Genomic DNA, 17,171 nt, shown 5'->3' on the forward strand with positions numbered 1-17,171 from the left:
ACCGGAAAATAGTCAAGAAACCAAGTTGCCATAACATAAGATGAAGTATAAGATAAGGGTAAGAACAAATTATCTGAACATTCGGTCAACAACTCGATCGCTGCCCATACCGCAGGAGGGGGGGATGGCCGTGACCCGCAGCCATGAAGTCGAATATTGCAACTTGGAGCTACGATTCGATCGCGGACAGATTCAGAGTTTGATTCGGGATTTGATCCAAGAAGGCTATTCCTTGTACTGGAACGAGAGCGAGTCGTATTTTCTCGTTTCCGTCCGCACGGGAAGAAGGCTGCTGAAGCTGCGTTTCCAGCGAACCAGCGGACGCTACAAGATGGTCGGGGATTATTTGGTCAAGGACGAGAAGTTCGCGCTTTGGCTGGAGAAGCTGATCAACGATTCGAGAGGCCATGCCGTCGTCAAGCGTTTTCGCGACCGTCACTTGTTGATCGAAAATATTATGTTCGGCGAAATCATACGACTCGTGGAGGTGTCAGGCATGGAGCATCGGATAATCTTCCAGAAGCGCCCTCAGATCACGGTAGAAGATATGATACAGGCTTACAAATCGAGGCGTGCCGAGCAGCGCGCAGGCGTACTGCGGCTTGAGATCGACTACGAGCTGGCCGTTCTGCACGAAGCGATCCAGTCGGGCGACGCGGAAGGCGTCGAAGCTTCCAAGGCGAAGCTCGCCTCGATGAGGCTCGAGAGCCTTCAGCTCGAGCTTTAGAACGAACGCTTTCGCATAAAACTTATGACGCTCCGGAAGGGGCGTCTTTTTTTGCGGCCGAAATACGCGATTGGTGTTGTCCTGCGACGCATCAGCGGGTTAAAATGTGGGATGTAAAGATTGAGAAAACATGGCAGGGCATCGGGGATCGGCTAGAGACGACAGCGATTGCAAGCCAAAATGATATGTTGCGACTCGGAGGGGGGAGATTCGAATGAAGCTATCTTCAAATGACAAACTGGTCATGATCGGCGACTCGATTACGGATTGCGGACGGGGCAGGCCGTTCGGCGAAGGACTGGGCGCGGGACTCGGCACCGGCTACGTGTCGGTTGCGGCGGGACTGCTGCAAAGCGTGTATCCGGAGCTCGCGGTGCGGGTTGTCAACGTCGGCACGAGCGGGCATACGGCGCGAGATCTGGCCGGACGCTGGCAGACCGACGTGCTGGATTTGTCGCCGGACTGGGTATCCGTCATGATCGGCACGAACGACGTCTGGCGGCAGTACGATCAGCCCTACATCAAGGAGTCTCACGTATACGCCGAGGAATACGAGGAGACGCTTAGCGAGCTGGTCGAAAAGACGCTTACCCACGTCAAAGGAATCGTGCTCATGACGCCTTTTTACCTCGAGCCGAACCGCGGCGACGCGATGCGACGCACGATGGACCAGTACGGCGGAATCGTGAAGCGGATCGCCAAGAATCACGGCACGCTGTTCGTCGATACGCAGGCCGCGTTCGACAAGATCCTCGCGCACATCTACCCCGCGACGATCGCCTGGGACCGCGTCCATCCGAGCGCGACGGGACATATTGCCTTGGCGAAGGCGTTCCTCGACGCGCTGGACTTCTCGTGGGACGGGGCGGCGAAGGGGTGAACGGCGCCGTGTCGCGGCCTGTCCTCGAACGAAGCGCCGACGATTTTCGCGCGCCGCGGCGGCCGGTTTTCATCTTCAGCCAAAAAGAGTACAATAAGGGCTGGCTGAAAACGCGCAGAAAATAACGGCTTAACGGCTTGGAGAAAGGAATCGAAACATGTCTAATGCAAACATCGGCGTCGTCGGCATGGCCGTCATGGGACGCAACCTGGCGCTTAACATCGAGAGCCGCGGCTTTACGGTAGCGGTGTACAACCGTTCGCGGGAGAAGACGGACGATCTCATGAACACGGACGGAAAGGGCAAGAACCTCGTGCCTGCCTATTCGGTCGAGGAGTTCGTGGCTTCGCTTGAAAAGCCGCGCAAAATATTGATCATGGTCCAGGCCGGCTCGGGCACGGACGCGACGATCGAATCGCTCGTGCCGCATCTCGACAAGGGCGACATCATCATCGACGGCGGCAACGCCTACTTCCCGGACACGCAGCGCCGCAGCAACGATCTGACCGCGCGCGGCTTCCACTTCATCGGCACCGGCGTATCCGGCGGCGAAGAGGGCGCGCTCAAGGGCCCGTCCATCATGCCGGGCGGCCCTGAAGAAGCGTACAAGCTGGTCGAGCCGATCCTGACGGGCATCTCCGCCAAGGTGAACGGCGATCCCTGCTGCACCTACATCGGTCCGGACGGCGCGGGCCACTACGTCAAGATGGTCCACAACGGCATCGAGTACGGCGACATGCAGCTCATCTGCGAAGCGTACCAGCTGCTGAAGGACGTGCTCGGCGTGCAGCCGGACGAGCTCCACGAGATTTTCGGCGAGTGGAACAAGGGCGAGCTCGACAGCTACCTGATCGAGATTACGACCGACATTTTCGCTGAAAAGGATCCGGAGACCGGCAAGCCGATGGTCGACGTCATCCTCGACTCCGCCGGCCAGAAGGGCACGGGCAAATGGACGAGCCAAAGCTCGCTCGACCTGGGCGTGCCGCTGTCCATCATCACCGAATCCGTCTTCTCGCGCTTCCTGTCCGCGATGAAGGAAGAGCGCGTCGCCGCCAGCAAGGTGCTGAAGGGACCGGCCAAGACGGCGTTCGCCGGCGACCGCGCCGCGTTCATCGAGAGCGTGCGCAAGGCGCTGTTCGCGAGCAAGATTTGCTCCTACGCGCAAGGCTTCGCGCAGATGCGCGCCGCCTCCGAGGAGTACGACTGGAATCTGCAGTACGGCAACATCGCGATGATCTTCCGCGGCGGCTGCATCATTCGCGCCCGCTTCCTGCAGAACATCAAGGACGCCTACGACCGCGATCCGGGCCTGCGCAACCTGCTGCTCGACGAGTACTTCAAGGGCGTCGTCGAGTCTTACCAGGACGCTTGGCGCGAAGTCGTCGCGTCAGCGGTCAAGTTCGGCATTCCGGTGCCCGCGTTCGCTAGCGCGCTGGCCTACTATGACAGCTACCGCTCCGAGCGTCTGCCGGCCAACCTGCTTCAGGCGCAGCGCGATTACTTCGGCGCGCACACGTTCAAGCGGCTGGACAAGGAAGGCACGTTCCACCACAACTGGCTGCACAATTAACCGCAAGCCCGCATCGTCATTTTCAGGACGGCCGATCGAGCCCATCTAGTCCGGGACTCCTTCGGCCGTCCCTGCGATATGCGGTCGCGACGGACTGCGGGTAGGAATGCGCCGAATATGCTATGATGAAGGGCGAGGCATTCGCTTGGAAGTCCGGAATCGAAAAAAAAGACGCAGGCCGCGCCGTACGCGCGATCTGCGTCCCTGCTGTCGCTGCCGGCCTACAGTTCGTTCCAGGCCAGCATGCCGCCGATCATATTGACCGTGCGGCCGTAACCGAGCTCGCTCAAGTATTCGCAAGCTCTGCCGCTGCGTCCGCCGCTGCGGCAGACGAAGATGACTTCCTCGTCCTTCGGGATCTCGGACAGTCTGTCGGGCAGCGTCCCGAGACGGATGTGCTTGGCGCCGGGGATCATGCCCGCCGCGACTTCCTCGTCCTCGCGGACGTCGATCAGGTGCAGCTTTTCGCCGGCGTCCAGCCGCGCTTTGAGCTGTTCGACCGTCGTCGTATCATAGGTGCTCATCTGGATTTTCCTCCATCGCTCGATTGGCTTCAGTCCCATCATACGGACACCATGCGGCGCAAGTCAACTTGCGCGGCATATGAACGACCTACATAACCGATTCCCCTCATACACGGAAGGAGAACGCTGCCAAAATGGATATGATCGTCACGCCGACCCCGCGGCTCGCGGGAGAGATCCAAGCCTTATCGTCCAAAAACTATACGACCCGGTACCTGCTCGTCGCCGCGCTGGCGGAGGGCACGAGCGTCATCCGCTATCCGGCGCACAGCGAGGACAGCGACGCGCTGCGCCGCTGCGTGCGGGACTTGGGCGCCGTCCTCGAAGAAGACGACGAGAAGATCGTCGTCACGGGCTTCGGCAGCCGTCCGAAGCCGGTCAAGGAGCTCGACGTCGGCAACGCCGGCGCGGTGCTTCGCTTCCTGATGGCCGTGGCGGCGCTGCTGCCCGAGGTGACGTTCGTCAACAAATATCCGGAATCCCTCGGCAAGCGCCCTCACGACGATCTGATTAAGGCGCTCGAAGGCATGGGCGCGACGATCGAGCACCGCGAAGGCAAGCTGCCGATCACGATCCGCGGCGGCGACGCCGTTCGCGGCGGCAAGATTCAGGTATCCGGCAGCGTCAGCTCCCAATTTTTAAGCGCGCTTCTTTTCCTGACGCCGCTGCTCGCGGAAGACAGCGAGATCGAGGTGCTGAACGACCTCAAGTCGAAGGTCGTCGTCGGCCAGACGCTTGAAGTGCTGGCTCAGGCCGGTATCGTGGTCGAAGCCTCAAGCGACCTGATGCATTTCAAGGTGCCGGGCGGCCAGCGCTACCGCGCGCAGGAGTACGTCGTGCAGGGCGACTATCCGGGATCGGCCGCGATCCTGGCGGCTGCCGCCGTCGCCGAGTCCGACGTCACCGTTCACCGGCTGCTCGAGGAGAGCAAGCAGGGCGAGCGGGCGGTCGTCGACGTGCTGAAGGCGATGGGAACGCCGCTCTCGCACAAGGACGGCGTCGTCCATGTCCAGGGCAACGGCAAGCTGCGCGCCGTCGAATTCGACGGCGACGAATTCACGGACGGCGTGCTCGCGATGGTCGCCGCGGCCGTGTTCGCCGAAGGCACTTCCCGCTTTTACAACGTGGAGAACCTCCGTTTCAAGGAATGCGACCGCATCACCGATTACTTGGCGGAGCTGCGCAAGGCCGGCGCGAACGTCGAGGAGAAGCGGGACGAGATCATCGTTCACGGTCGTCCCGAAGGCGTTGAAGGCGGCGTGACGATCGACGCGCACTTCGATCATCGCGTCATTATGGCGCTCACGGTCGTCGGACTCCGCGCGAAGGCGCCGCTGACGATCAAGGACGCGCATCACGTGGCGAAGTCCTATCCGAATTACTTCGACCATTTGACCGCGCTCGGCGCCAACGTGCGCTGGTCGGAATAAGCCGGCGGACTAGCGTTCGTAAGCAGCGCCTTACGAACTTCCTTGCGAACCGCCGAACAAGCGTTTAATCGATCCTTAGGAGGCAGAACAGCATGCCGTTCGAAAATCCCGGCCGCGACGAGATCAAGCGCATCTTGCTGGAAACGAAAAATATTGCCGTCGTCGGCCTGTCGGGCGACCCGGACAAGACCAGCCATATGGTGTCCGCCGCCATGCAGGCGAAAGGTTACCGCATCATCCCCGTCAATCCGAAGGAGACCGAGATTCTCGGCGAGAAATGCTACAAGTCGCTGGCGGACATCCCGGATCCGATCGATATCGTGAACGTATTCCGCCGTCCGGAGCATACGCCGGAGGTCGCCGCGGAGGCCGTGGCCGTTGGGGCCAAGGTGCTTTGGCTGCAGCTTGGCATCGCGAACGAAGAAGCGGCCGCCATCGCGGCGAACGGCGGTCTGACCGTCATCATGGACCGCTGCATCAAGGTGGAGGATTCGATCCTGCTTCCTCAAGGGCGAAGCTGATCGACGTTCGCAGCCGCGGACGGGCCGCGCCTCAAGCGATTCGCGCTGGGTCGGTCCGTCTTTTCTTTTGACGGCTTGTATTACCGTCATTATATGATGTACGAACCGCGGGAGAGGAGGAGGAGATCGTCGCATGTTCGGAATCGGCTACTTGCAAAGGCTAGGCCGGGCAATGATGCTGCCGATGACGGTTTTGCCCGCGGCCGCGATTTTCCTCATGCTGTCGCGGCTGCCCTGGGACGCCGTCGGCCTTCAGTCGGCGCCTTCGCTGCTGCATGCGGCGGGGATGGCGATATTCGCCTACGTCCCGTATGTGTTTGCGGTGGGCATCGCGCTGGGCCTGTCGAACCAATCCGTGCACGCCGGCATGGCGTCCCTCGTCGCGATGATCCTTTTCGGCGCCGTGACGCAGGCTTACGACCCCGGCGGCGTTCAGCCCTCCATGTTTGCGGGCGTCGTCATCGGAATGCTGTCCGGCTGGGCCAACGAACGCTTCAAGTCGTTCCAGCTGCCCGAATCGCTGCAGTTTTTCGGCGGGACCCGGTTCGTGCCGATTTTTATGAGCGCTTTCGGTTTCCTTTTCGCATGGCTCATGATCGGGATCGGCCAGGGGCTGTTGGCCTGGATCGGCGCGACCGGGGGGGCTGGTGAATGCGGCGGGCGGCTTCGGCATATTCCTGTACGGGTTTTTGCATCGCATTCTGGTCGCTTTCGGCCTGCATCACCTGCTTAATCATCTGTTCTGGTTCCAGATCGGAGATTATACGGCGCCTGACGGCAGCGTATATTTTGGAGACATGCCGCGGTTTTTCGCCGGAGATCCGACCGCCGGCGTCTATATGACCGGGCTGTATCCGGTTATCATGTTCGCCCTGCCGGCCATCGCCTTCGCGATCATTCACGAAGCGCGCGAGGACTTGAAGCCGAAGACCGCCAAGCAGTTCAGAGTGGCGGCGCTGACGGCCTTCGTCACGGGCGTGACCGAGCCGGTCGAGTTCGCGTTTCTTTTCGTGGCGCCGTATCTTTTTATCGTGCACGCGCTGCTCTCCGGCGGCATCATGTGGCTCACTTACGAGCTGGGCATTCGCGAAGGCTTCACGTTCTCCGCTGGCGCGCTCGAGTATATTATCAACTTCAGGCTGTCGGAGCGGGGATGGCTGATCATCCCGATCGGCCTCGCTGTCGGCGTCGTCTATTACGTGATGTTCCGCTGGAGCATTCGCAAGTTCCAGCTGTCCACGCCCGGCCGCGAGGACTCCACGCGGCTGGACGATTGGGGCGGCGATATCCCGTACCGGGCGCCGCTCGTTCTGCAGGCGCTCGGCGGCAAGGACAATATCTCGCGGATCGAAGCTTGCATCACGCGGCTTCGCCTGACGCTGAACGACGACCGGCGCGTCGATGCGAAAAGCTTGCGCCATCTGGGGGCGGCAGGCGTCATTCGGCTGGGAGGCGGCCATGTGCAGGTCGTGTTCGGCACCTATTCGGACCTGATCCGGGGCGAGATCGTCAAGCTGATGCAGCTGGACGTGCACCAGGTCCAGTTCCACGCGCCGCTGCAGGGGCGGATGATCCCGCTGGAGGAAGTCGACGATCCGATTTTCGCGCAAAAGCTCGTGGGCAGGGGCGTGGCCTTTATTCCCGAAAAGGGAGAGCTGGTCGCGCCGGTGCGCGGAAAAATCATTCATTTGTACCCGACCAAGCACGCGCTCGGCATCGAGACGCCGGAAGGGCTCGAAGTGCTGCTTCATATCGGGATCAATACGTCCCAGATGAACGGAGAAGGCTTCACGGCGCTCGTCAAGGAGGGCGACGAGGTCATGCCGGGGCAGCCGCTCATCCGGTTTCACCTGCCCACGCTCAAAGCGCATGCCAAGTCGCTGGCGACGCCGATGGTCATCACCAATTCGGATATCGTCCGCTCCTGGCGCTTCGCGCCGTTCAAGGCGGTTAAAAAGGGTCAGGCGGCGGTCATGTCCGTCGTCGTAAAAGAGAGAGAAAACGGGGGGGCGGACATATGATCCAAGCGATCGGAGGCTCGGAGGGCATCGCCATCGGCAAGGCGTTCGTGCTGCCCAATTGGGAATGGGAGCTGCCCGAACAGAAGATCGACGCGCTCGACCTCGCGCTCGAGTTCGAACGGCTGTACGAAGGCGTCAAACGTTCGAAGACCGAGATCCGCCAGATGAAAAGCGAGCTCGACGAAGCGGTCGGCGCGGGGGGAAGCCAGCATTTTCGACGCGCATCTGGCAATCTTGGACGACCCCGTTTTCATGAACGAGATCCAGGGCATCATTCAACGGCAGTACAAAGCGGCCGAAGTGGCGGTAAAGGAAGCGATCGACCACTTCGTGACGATGTTCGACCTGCTCGACGACGAATATATGAAGGAGCGGGCGCTGGATATCAAGGATGTCGGCAACCGGCTGCTCAAGCATCTGCTCGGCGCCCCCGAGATCGCGCTGCCCACGGACACGCAGCCGTTTATCCTCGTGGTGCGGGAACTCACGCCGTCGCAGCTCATCCATCTCAAACCGGACGTCGTCCTCGGCATCGTGACGATGATCGGCAGCGCCTCCTCGCATTCGGCCATCATGGCCCGGGCGTTCGGCATCCCGCTTGTGATGGGCGTCGAGGGCAAGCTGTCCGAACCGATCGTGACGGGCGATCTGCTCATTTTGGACGGGGGCGCCGGCACGCTTGCGGTCATGCCGAACGCGGAGACGGTCGGCAAATATACGGAGCTGCGCAAGCAGCATCTGGATGCCAAGGAACGGCTGGAGGAGCTCGTTCAGGTGCCTTCGGTCACGCCAGACGGCGAGCGCCTGTACCTGGCGGCCAACATCAGCTCGATCAAGGAGCTGGATGCGGCGTTGTCGCGGGGCGCCGACGGCGTCGGCTTGTTCCGCACCGAGTTTTTGTACATGGACCGTTCGCGGTTCCCGACGGAGGATGAGCAGTTCGAGGTGTACAAGGCGGCGGCCGAACGTCTTGGCAGCGCCGCGCTGACGATACGCACGCTCGACATCGGCGGAGACAAGCAGCTGGATTATTACGATATGCCGGAGGAAAACAATCCGTTTCTCGGCTACCGCGCCATCCGCTTCAGTCTCGACCGGAGCGACCTGTTCAAGACGCAAGCTGCGCGCGATCCTGCGGGCGGCCGCCTTCGGCAACATCCGCATCATGTACCCGCTCATCGCGTCGGTGGACGAGGTTCGGGCGGCCAATGCGCTGCTGGCCGAAGCCCAGCGGGAGCTGGAAGCGGAAGGCTTGCCCTTCCGGGGCGGGCTGCAGACCGGGGCGATGATCGAGGTGCCCGCCGCCGTGATGATCGCCGATCTGCTCGCGAAGGAAGTCGCCTTCCTCAGCATCGGCACCAACGATTTGATCCAGTTTACGCTTGCGGTCGACCGGATGAACGATCAGATCAATCATCTGTACGAACCCTATCATCCGGCCGTGCTGCGCATGCTCCGCACCGTCGCGGAGTCGGCCGCCAGGAGCGGCATCCCGGTCAGCGTATGCGGAGAGATGGCCGGCGATGTCCGCGCGATCCCGCTCTGGGTCGGTCTCGGCATTCAGATGCTCAGCATGTCCGTTCAATCGGTGCTGCCGGTGAAGGCGACGATGCTGCGCACGAATGCCATGGCCTGCAAAAAAAGTGACGGAGGAGCTGTTCGCGCTCGGAACGGCCGCCGAGATCAAGGAGCGGCTGGAGCGTTTCCACGCCGGCGCCGCCGTACAGGACGAACGCCTCCATCCGGGCAAACGATAAAACGAATACAGGCAGCGAAAAAAGATCCGCAAAACGGGAGACAGTCGCCCGAATGCGGATCTTTTTTCGTCGCCGGACGCAGCGAATCAGGAGCGTCTGCCGTACAAAACGTCGCAGAACGCCTTCGCGTATTCCGGCAGGTCCGGCGGTCGCCGCGCGGAGATCAGGTTGCCGTCCACGACGACGGCTTCGTCGAACCAGATTGCGCCCGCGTTTTCCATATCGTCGCGAATGCCCGGCGTGGAAGTGACCTTGCGGCCTTGGAGCATCTTGGCGGAGATGAGCACCCAACCCGCGTGGCAGATCTGGCCGATCGGCTTGCCGGCGGCGTCGATCTCCCGCACGAAAGCCTGCACGCGTTCGCTTCGGCGAATTTTGTCCGGCGCCCAGCCGCCCGGCACGAGCAGGCCGTCGCAGCGCTCGGCGTCCAGCTCCTCGTAGGACAGGTCGGCGACGGCAGGCACCCCGTATTTGCCGATATGCTTGCGTCCTTTTTCCGGACCGGCGTATTGAACGACCGCGCCTTCTTCGCGGGCGCGATATACCGGATACCACAATTCCAAGTCTTCGAATTCGTCGTCGATCAGGCAGATGACGCGTTTGGCTTCGGTCAATTTCGATTCCTCCTCTTTCAGGCGTTTGCGCGACTTCGGCAATTAACGGTAACGGCGCCTTGGCGCATCCATAGCTTCTATCCTAGCACAATCGTACGGCGGGAGCATCCGGCCGCAAGTATGGTTTTAATACCGTTTTACTTCCATAATTTACAGTCAATTGCTAAGAAGGAGTTGGCGGAGGAATCGGCGAATATACTTTTTCAACGTCCCTCCCGGGGATTTGGAACCGCGCGCGCGGCGCGTAAGGAGAGAGTCAGTTTGTTCAAACGGTGTATATGCGGGGAAGCGATGGCGCTCGGTCTCCGCCAAGTCTTATATTCCAAGACGGTCGGCATCTCCGGCGTGCCCGTATACGCTTGCGGACAATGCTCGCGCAGCGAAGTGTACCCGGGCGTCAAATCGGATTTGAGCCGGCTTTTGTCGGAGCTCGGACCCAAGCCTTTGCCTCGGGAGATCCGCTTCGACGAATTGCACGAATGGGCCCGTATGCTGAGCCAGGCTTCTTCCGCAAGCCTGCCGCTGAGCGGCGCCAGAATCGTCCAATTAACGGAAGAGCGGACAAACGAGCTGCTCGATCTGCTGCTGATCGCGTCCTCCCTGGACGATACGGCTTGGAAGCGCGAGCTGGAAGGCAGGCTTTCTCAGCTTAACGGACAATACATAACCTAGTCGAAACATGGAGGAGCGTTCGCGCTTCTTTTCTTTTTTTGCGAAACTTTTTCATTTCTGATACCATGAAAATCAATGAAACGCTTTTCAAGGAGGCTGCATGAGATGTCCGAAGTGAAGAGACTGAAGACCGTCGAACAGTGGGAAGAAGCGCTTAAGCATACGTCGGACAAACCGCTGCTCGTCTTCAAGCACAGCACCTCCTGTCCGATCAGCGCCGGCGCGCACGACGAGCTGGACCGCTTCGTGGGCGGGAGCGCCGCGTTGCCCGTCGACGTCGCCATCGTGCATGTCATCGAGGAACGCCCCGTGAGCAACGCGATCGCGGAAGCGCTGCAGGTGCAGCACAAGTCCCCGCAGGCGATTCTGGTCCGCGACGGACGATCCGTTTGGAACGAATCGCACTGGCGAATTACTTCGGATTTTTTGAACGAACGCGTCGGAGCGGAAGGCTAGAACGCGACTGATGTCGGGGCTTGCCATTGCGGAATCGCCCCTTTTGTCGTATCATTACCTTAATATACCATGGACGGGTCCTTCAACCGGACAAAGACCTGACATGAACAAATGGAGCGGTGAGATGTGACGGTAACGATCTATGACGTAGCCCGCGAGGCCGGCGTATCCATGGCGACAGTATCCCGCGTCGTCAACAACAATCCTAACGTGAAGCCGCAAACGCGGAAAAAAGTGTACGAAGCGATCGAGCGTCTCGGCTATCGGCCGAACGCGGTAGCCCGGGGCCTTGCCAGCAAGAAGACGACGACCGTCGGCGTCGTCATCCCCGATATCGCCAACGCCAACTTCGCCGAGGTCGCGCGCGGCATCGAAGATATCGCGAACATGTATCACTACAACATCATCCTGTGCAACGCCGACAAACGCAAGGAGAAGGAAATCCGCGTCATCAACACGCTGCTGGAAAAGCAGGTGGACGGGCTCCTTTTCATGGGCGGCGTCGTGACGGACGAGCATATTCAGGCGTTCAATACGTCCAACGTGCCGATCGTCCTTTGCGCGACGACCGACGAGAAGGGCACGATGCCTTCGGTCGACATCGACCACGAGACGGCCGCTTACGACGCGGTCCGCAAGCTGATCGACGAAGGCCATACGCGCATCGCAATGATTAGCGGCACGCTTCAGGACCCGGCCAACGGCTATGCGCGCTACCAGGGCTACAAGCGCGCGATCGAAGAGAGCGGCATCGCCTTCGACGAGACGCTCGTTCGCGTCGGCAATTACCGGTACGAATCCGGCATTGAGGCCGTGAAGTACTTTATGGAGCTGGCGGAGCGCCCCACGGCCGTGTTCGCGGCCACCGACGAGATGGCGATCGGCGCCATTCACGGCATCCAGGATGCCGGCCTGTCGGTGCCGGGCGATATTTCCGTCATCGGCGTAGACAATATTCGCCTGGCTTCGATGGTACGTCCGTTGCTCACGACCGTCGCCCAGCCGATGTACGATATCGGCGCCGTCTCGATGCGTTTGCTCACCAAGCTGATGAAAAAGGAAAACGTCGAGCAGGCGCGAGTGACGCTTCATCACGAGCTGATCGTGCGCAATTCGGTCGCGCCGCGCGGCTGATCGCCGAATGCCGTCCGGCTCTGACCGGACTATAACCAGCTTGATCGCCCTGCGCGGGACTTTTCTCCCGCCGCGGGGCTTCTTATTCGAATCGAAGGAGAAATGCGCATGATCGGCATTATCGGCGCGATGCAGGAAGAGATCGACCTGCTGCTCGGCGCCTTGGAGGACGCGGTGGAGATGCAGCGCTCCGGCATTCGCTACGTCGCGGGCAGTCTGCACGGTCGCAAGGTCGTCGTATGCAAGTCAGGGGTCGGCAAGGTTAACGCGGCGATCTGCACGCAGGTGCTCATCGACCGCTTCAACGTGAACAAGGTGATATTTACAGGCGTGGCCGGCGCGCTCGATCCCGGGCTGGAGATCGGGGATATCGTCGTATCCTCGAGCAGCTTGCAGCACGATATCGACGTGACCGCGCTCGGATTCGCGCGCGGGGTCATCCCTTATCAGGAGACGTCGGATTGGGCGGCGGACGAGGCGCTGGTCAAGGCGGCTCGCGAGGCCGGCGACAAGCTGTTCCCGGGCCATATCAGGACGGGCAAGGTGCTGTCGGGCGATCAGTTCATCGCCGATCGCGATCTGGTCGCGCGTCTTCGGGACGAGTTGAACGGTTCGTGCGTAGAGATGGAAGGGGCTTCCGTCGCGCAGGTGTGCGCGATGAACGAGGTGCCTTACGTCGTCATCCGGTCGATCTCGGACAAGGCGGACGGTTCGGCCGACGTGAACTTCGCGGCGTTTACGGTGACGGCCTCCAACCGCTCGTTCGCGATCGTCGACGAGATGCTGCAGCATTTGGACGAATAGCGGTGCGAGGTAGAGCAGAGGGCGTCTTGTCCGGTCAAACCGGCGAGACGCCCTCCGCTTTTTTCAATTCTGACGGGATGATGGCAACAAGCGCGGGCGTTAACCCAAATGCTGCACGGCAAGCGCGGCGATCTCCCGATTTTTGGCCGTGATCTCCGTCCTGCGCGGCATCGGCGTCCATAACGACGTATCGTCAAGCCAAGTACGCGGGAGCTCCTCAGGACGGCTGGCGGACGTCAGGCGCGGCCACGAGGACGGGAGTGGACCGCCGTCGGGCGAGGCGTCGATGGACGCCAGCAGCGGATGATCGCTCATTTCCAGCCACAGCAGGCTCCATGCCCTGGGCACGACATGCCAATGCTCGTAGCCGCCCCCGCCCAGCGCGATCCAGCGGCCGTCCGTATGCGCGTGCGCGAGCCGATGAATGAGTCTGGGCATCTCCCGGTAGATGCGCATGCTGCAGTGAACGTGCGCGAGCGGATCGCGCGCATGGGCGTCGCAGCCATGCTGGCTTACGATGACGTCGGGCTTGAAGGCGCGCATGACCTGCGCGAGGCCGCTCTCGAAGCTCTCGAGCCAGGACTCGTCCTCTGTATACGGTTCCACGGGAATGTTGAGACAGGCGCCGTAGCCGCTGCCCTCGCCGCGTTCATGCGCGAACCCGCTGCCGGGGAAGAGAAACTTGCCCGTCTCGTGAATCGAATAGGTGAAGATGTCCGGATCGGTATAGAAGCTCCACTGGACGCCGTCTCCGTGATGCACGTCGGTATCGATGTAAAGCACTTTGGCGTCGTATTTGCGGTGGATCCACGAGATCGCGCATGCGGCGTCGTTGTAGACGCAAAAGCCCGCCCCGCGTTCGCGAAAGGCATGGTGCAGACCGCCTCCGAGATGCAGCGCATGGCGCGTCGCTCCCGACATGACCGCTTCGGCGGCGCTCAGCGAGCCTTGAACGATGGCCAGCGCAGCATCGTGCATGCCGGGGAAGTAGGGCGTGTCGCCGTCCTCTTCCAAACCGTACTGTTCGGCCACGTCCTGGTATGAAACGGCCGGTGCGGGCTCGCTGAGCGCGCGCGCCGTCTCGATGTAGTCGGCCCGATGGATGGCGTCCACGGCTTCGGCGGCGCCTTCCGCGGTCGGCATCAGTTTGTCTGCCGGTCCGAGCGCGCCGCAAGCTTCGAGCAGCTCCTCGGTCAAGGCAAGCCGGATGGGGTGGAACGGGTGATCTTCGCGAAACGAGTACCGACGTACGGCGCTGCAATCGATCCAGCGCGCGTGATCGCTTTTCGATGACACAGGGGTCGCCTGCCTTTCGTCAATACATAAACCGCTGACGGAATCTTACGCGGTCGAACTGCTCGGCCGACGACAGCGGCACGTCCTTGCCGATACGCACCATAAGGCAATTCGCCGGATGCGCGCAAATCTCGGGATCGTCCGTGGCGAACCAGACCATGCCGACGGACTTCATCAATTTTTCCATCATCTCGCGGTACTGCCAGACGTTCAGTCCGCTCTTTTCCAGATCCCAGTGCCAATAATATTCGGTCGTATATACGATCGCATTGTCCAGCTGCTCCTCCGCGAATGCCGCTACGATCATCGCTTTGCCGAGACCGAGCGACCGGTACTCGTCGGCCACCTCGATGGCGCCGAGCTCGATCAGGTCGTCCATGCCGCCTTCGGACCAGCGCTCGAGCTCGTCGGGATAGTGGAAGGTGACGTAGCCGACGATCGTGTCTTCTTCGCGGGCGACGATGATTCTGCCTTCTGGCAGTCCCGCGATCTCTACGAGCGCCTCGTGCTGCTCGCGCGGCCTCCGGAAGGCATCGAGCTTGTCGTGGAGCCGGTAGCCTTTCAGCCGCTCGGGCTCGACCGGGCCCTCGATGACGATCGGACCCGCTCGTCCGGGCCTGGCGACGCGCTGATAGCGCTTGTAATGTTCCATGCCGCACGCTCCTTTTGCCGAATCAATTAGGTCTAGCGCCGGGCTTCGACGATTTTTATTATACAGCATTATACAGCAAAGCCGTTAACGCGCGTTTTTTTTGAGGGGGGCAGCACGCATGCGTCATCCTTGTCCGTCGTTCGGAGAAAAATTCCCTTCTTCGGTTGCGTTGGCATGTAAGACGCGTGGTATAATGGCAAAAGCAAGCCAAATGGCTTTGTTCTTCGTGTAAGCGCATTCGTATACTTGGCATCGGGTTTGCAGCAAATCAATGGGAAGGTGATCGGTAATGACGTTAAGTCAGGATGAAAAATTGGCAGCAACGGCGACAACCGCGAATCTCGGCTCTTATGAAGACGCGGTGCGCAACTTTGACTGGGGGGAACATTGAAAAACAATTTTCCTGGTCCGAGACCGGGAAGGTCAATATGGCGTACGAGGCCATCGACCGCCATGTCGAAGCGGGCAGAGGCGACACGATCGCATTGCACTATAGCGACGCGCAACGAGACGAGAGCTACACGTACGCCGATCTGTCGAGGCAGTCCGCGCGCTTTGCCAACGTGCTTCGCGGACTCGGCATCGCCAAGGGCGATCGCGTTTTCATCTTTATGCCGCGAACGCCCGAATTGTACTTCGCGCTGCTCGGCGCGCTGAAGATCGGCGCCGTCGTCGGACCGCTGTTCGAAGCGTTCATGGAGACCGCCGTCCGGGATCGCCTGCAGGACAGCGGAGCCGTGGCGATCGTGACGACGCCTGCGCTGCTGCCCCGCATTTCGCGCGCGGAGCTGCCGGAGCTGAAGCATCTGATCGTGTACGGCGAAGGCGTCGCGGCCGGCGATGGCATCGTAGATTTCAAGGCGGAGATGGAAAAGGCGTCCGAAACGGCCGAGATCGAATGGCTCGAACGCGAAGACGGCCTGATCCTGCATTATACGTCGGGCTCCACGGGCAAGCCGAAGGGCGTCTACCACGTGCAAAACGCCATGATCCAGCATTATTATACCGGGCGCATCGTGCTTGACCTGAAGGAAGGCGACGTATACTGGTGCACGGCCGATCCGGGCTGGGTCACCGGCACCTCCTACGGCGTGTTCGCGCCTTGGCTGAACGGCGTGACGAACGTCATCCGCGGCGGACGCTTCAGTCCGCAGGACTGGTACGCCACGCTCGAGAAGTACAAGGTCACGGTATGGTACAGCGCGCCGACCGCTTTCCGCATGCTGATGGGCGCAGGCGACGATGCCGTCGGCTCGTTCGATCTGTCCAATCTTCGGCATGTGCTTAGCGTCGGCGAGCCGCTGAACCCCGAGGTCGTTCGTTGGGGTCTCAAGGTGTACAACCAGCGCATTCACGATACGTGGTGGATGACGGAGACGGGCGGACAGCTTATTTGCAACTACCCGAGCATGGAGATCAAGCCGGGCTCCATGGGCCGGCCGATTCCTGGCGTTCAGGCGGCCATCATCGACGATCAGGGCAACGAGCTGCCGCCGATGCGGATGGGCAACCTCGCGATTCGCACGCCATGGCCTTCGATGATGCGCAAGATTTGGAACAATCCGGCCAAGTACGAGGAATACTTCCGCATTCCGGGCTGGTACGTGTCCGGCGACTCCGCCTACATGGACGAAGAGGGCTACTTCTGGTTCCAGGGACGGATCGACGACGTCATCAACACGTCCGGCGAGCGCGTCGGACCGTTCGAGGTGGAGAGCAAGCTGGTCGAGCATCCGGCCGTCGCCGAAGCCGGCGTCATCGGCAAGCCCGATCCGCTCCGCGGCGAGATCATCAAGGCGTTTATCTCGCTGCGCGAAGGCTTCGAGCCTTCCGAGGAGCTCAAAGCGGACATCTCGAAGTTCGTCAAGATCGGGTTGTCGGCGCATGCCGCGCCGCGCGAGATCGAGTTCAAGGACAAACTGCCCAAGACCCGCAGCGGCAAGATCATGCGGCGCGTTCTTAAAGCATGGGAGCTGAATCTGCCGACGGGCGATCTGTCCACGATCGAGGACTGATGCCGAACGGCGCGGCCTCCCTTCCGGAGAAGCCAATTTCCGGAAGGGAGGCTTTTTTTTGCGCAAAAAAAAGAACGCTCCGGCGTAACCTGCCG

Annotated in this window: 15 protein-coding genes and 2 pseudogenes; 13 read left to right on the forward strand and 4 right to left on the reverse strand. The window is 60.9% G+C overall.

Features of this window, described 5'->3' with window-relative positions:
* Positions 1 to 130 precede the first annotated feature (130 nt).
* The 3 genes from OMP40_RS25190 (at position 131) to gndA (ending at position 3,180) form a co-directional block, all read left to right on the forward strand.
* Positions 131 to 727, forward strand: coding sequence for a hypothetical protein (locus OMP40_RS25190; protein WP_277535513.1), 597 nt, complete (start codon positions 131 to 133; stop codon positions 725 to 727).
* 214 nt (positions 728 to 941) lie between these two features.
* Positions 942 to 1,607: an SGNH/GDSL hydrolase family protein gene (locus tag OMP40_RS25195; RefSeq protein ID WP_277535515.1), complete on the forward strand. Its 666-nt coding sequence runs from the start codon at positions 942 to 944 to the stop codon at positions 1,605 to 1,607.
* Positions 1,608 to 1,764: 157 nt separating this feature from the next.
* Positions 1,765 to 3,180, forward strand: a complete 1,416-nt coding sequence (gndA, locus tag OMP40_RS25200) for an NADP-dependent phosphogluconate dehydrogenase (RefSeq protein WP_277535516.1) — start codon at positions 1,765 to 1,767, stop codon at positions 3,178 to 3,180.
* Positions 3,181 to 3,401: 221 nt separating this feature from the next.
* On the opposite strand, the gene OMP40_RS25205 is transcribed toward gndA, so the two are convergent.
* Positions 3,402 to 3,704 carry a rhodanese-like domain-containing protein gene (locus tag OMP40_RS25205; protein WP_277535517.1) on the reverse strand — a complete coding sequence of 101 codons (303 nt, stop codon included), beginning with the start codon at positions 3,702 to 3,704 and terminating at the stop codon, positions 3,402 to 3,404.
* A 134-nt stretch (positions 3,705 to 3,838) separates the two neighbouring features.
* On the opposite strand from OMP40_RS25205, the gene aroA reads away from it, so the two are divergent.
* The 5 genes and pseudogenes from aroA to ptsP all read left to right on the forward strand — a co-directional run bounded on the left by aroA (position 3,839) and on the right by ptsP (position 9,433).
* On the forward strand, positions 3,839 to 5,134 hold the full coding sequence (aroA, locus tag OMP40_RS25210) for a 3-phosphoshikimate 1-carboxyvinyltransferase (RefSeq protein WP_277535518.1): 1,296 nt from the start codon (positions 3,839 to 3,841) through the stop codon (positions 5,132 to 5,134).
* Positions 5,135 to 5,226: 92 nt separating this feature from the next.
* Positions 5,227 to 5,655, forward strand: a complete 429-nt coding sequence (locus OMP40_RS25215; RefSeq protein ID WP_277535519.1) for a CoA-binding protein — start codon at positions 5,227 to 5,229, stop codon at positions 5,653 to 5,655.
* A 133-nt stretch (positions 5,656 to 5,788) separates the two neighbouring features.
* The gene (locus OMP40_RS42265) at positions 5,789 to 6,388 is read left to right on the forward strand and encodes a PTS transporter subunit EIIC (RefSeq protein ID WP_420872039.1); all 600 of its coding nucleotides are present in this window, start codon (positions 5,789 to 5,791) and stop codon (positions 6,386 to 6,388) included.
* Positions 6,303 to 7,676, forward strand: a complete 1,374-nt coding sequence (locus OMP40_RS25220; RefSeq protein WP_420872040.1) for a glucose PTS transporter subunit IIA — start codon at positions 6,303 to 6,305, stop codon at positions 7,674 to 7,676. The genes OMP40_RS42265 and OMP40_RS25220 overlap by 86 nt, the downstream gene beginning before the upstream one ends.
* Positions 7,673 to 9,433, forward strand: a pseudogene (gene ptsP / locus OMP40_RS25225) (phosphoenolpyruvate--protein phosphotransferase). Before OMP40_RS25220 ends, ptsP begins: the two are co-directional and overlap by 4 nt.
* A gap of 86 nt (positions 9,434 to 9,519) precedes the next feature.
* Here ptsP and OMP40_RS25235 read toward each other — a convergent pair.
* Entirely contained in the window at positions 9,520 to 10,047 is a 528-nt protein-coding gene (locus tag OMP40_RS25235) for a type 1 glutamine amidotransferase domain-containing protein (RefSeq protein ID WP_277538022.1), read from the reverse strand.
* 261 nt (positions 10,048 to 10,308) lie between these two features.
* On the opposite strand from OMP40_RS25235, the gene OMP40_RS25240 reads away from it, so the two are divergent.
* The 4 genes from OMP40_RS25240 (at position 10,309) to OMP40_RS25255 (ending at position 13,113) form a co-directional block, all read left to right on the forward strand.
* Complete coding sequence (locus OMP40_RS25240) at positions 10,309 to 10,719, forward strand: hypothetical protein (RefSeq protein ID WP_277538213.1); 411 nt, start codon at positions 10,309 to 10,311, stop codon at positions 10,717 to 10,719.
* A 105-nt stretch (positions 10,720 to 10,824) separates the two neighbouring features.
* A complete protein-coding gene (gene ytxJ, locus OMP40_RS25245; RefSeq protein ID WP_277535521.1) occupies positions 10,825 to 11,175 on the forward strand; it encodes a bacillithiol system redox-active protein YtxJ in 351 nt (116 codons plus the stop codon).
* A gap of 126 nt (positions 11,176 to 11,301) precedes the next feature.
* Positions 11,302 to 12,309: a catabolite control protein A gene (gene ccpA, locus OMP40_RS25250; protein ID WP_277535522.1), complete on the forward strand. Its 1,008-nt coding sequence runs from the start codon at positions 11,302 to 11,304 to the stop codon at positions 12,307 to 12,309.
* 108 nt (positions 12,310 to 12,417) lie between these two features.
* Positions 12,418 to 13,113, forward strand: a complete 696-nt coding sequence (locus OMP40_RS25255; RefSeq protein WP_277535524.1) for a 5'-methylthioadenosine/adenosylhomocysteine nucleosidase — start codon at positions 12,418 to 12,420, stop codon at positions 13,111 to 13,113.
* A 99-nt stretch (positions 13,114 to 13,212) separates the two neighbouring features.
* Here the strand turns inward: OMP40_RS25255 and OMP40_RS25260 are convergent, their stop codons facing one another.
* Both OMP40_RS25260 and OMP40_RS25265 read right to left on the reverse strand, forming a co-directional pair.
* Positions 13,213 to 14,409, reverse strand: a complete 1,197-nt coding sequence (locus tag OMP40_RS25260) for an acetoin utilization protein AcuC (protein WP_277535525.1) — start codon at positions 14,407 to 14,409, stop codon at positions 13,213 to 13,215.
* Positions 14,410 to 14,428: 19 nt separating this feature from the next.
* The gene (locus tag OMP40_RS25265; protein ID WP_277535527.1) at positions 14,429 to 15,061 is read right to left on the reverse strand and encodes a GNAT family N-acetyltransferase; all 633 of its coding nucleotides are present in this window, start codon (positions 15,059 to 15,061) and stop codon (positions 14,429 to 14,431) included.
* A 289-nt stretch (positions 15,062 to 15,350) separates the two neighbouring features.
* Between OMP40_RS25265 and acsA the strand changes: the two are divergent.
* Positions 15,351 to 17,076: pseudogene (gene acsA, locus OMP40_RS25270) on the forward strand (acetate--CoA ligase).
* Positions 17,077 to 17,171 lie beyond the last annotated feature (95 nt).

The sequence above is a fragment of the Cohnella rhizosphaerae genome, assembly GCF_029525575.1.
GTDB lineage: Bacteria > Bacillota > Bacilli > Paenibacillales > Paenibacillaceae > Cohnella > Cohnella rhizosphaerae.

What these genes read in the sequence shown, in the direction of transcription:
- gndA (WP_277535516.1), top strand. Translation starts at nt 1,765, where the DNA reads ATGTCTAATGCAAACATCGGCGTCGTCGGCATGGCCGTCATGGGACGC.
- OMP40_RS25205 (WP_277535517.1), bottom strand. Translation starts at nt 3,704, where the DNA reads ATGAGCACCTATGATACGACGACGGTCGAACAGCTCAAAGCGCGGCTG.
- aroA (WP_277535518.1), top strand. Translation starts at nt 3,839, where the DNA reads ATGGATATGATCGTCACGCCGACCCCGCGGCTCGCGGGAGAGATCCAA.
- OMP40_RS25265 (WP_277535527.1), bottom strand. Translation starts at nt 15,061, where the DNA reads ATGGAACATTACAAGCGCTATCAGCGCGTCGCCAGGCCCGGACGAGCG.
- OMP40_RS25255 (WP_277535524.1), top strand. Translation starts at nt 12,418, where the DNA reads ATGATCGGCATTATCGGCGCGATGCAGGAAGAGATCGACCTGCTGCTC.
- OMP40_RS25215 (WP_277535519.1), top strand. Translation starts at nt 5,227, where the DNA reads ATGCCGTTCGAAAATCCCGGCCGCGACGAGATCAAGCGCATCTTGCTG.
- OMP40_RS25195 (WP_277535515.1), top strand. Translation starts at nt 942, where the DNA reads ATGAAGCTATCTTCAAATGACAAACTGGTCATGATCGGCGACTCGATT.
- ytxJ (WP_277535521.1), top strand. Translation starts at nt 10,825, where the DNA reads ATGTCCGAAGTGAAGAGACTGAAGACCGTCGAACAGTGGGAAGAAGCG.
- OMP40_RS42265 (WP_420872039.1), top strand. Translation starts at nt 5,789, where the DNA reads ATGTTCGGAATCGGCTACTTGCAAAGGCTAGGCCGGGCAATGATGCTG.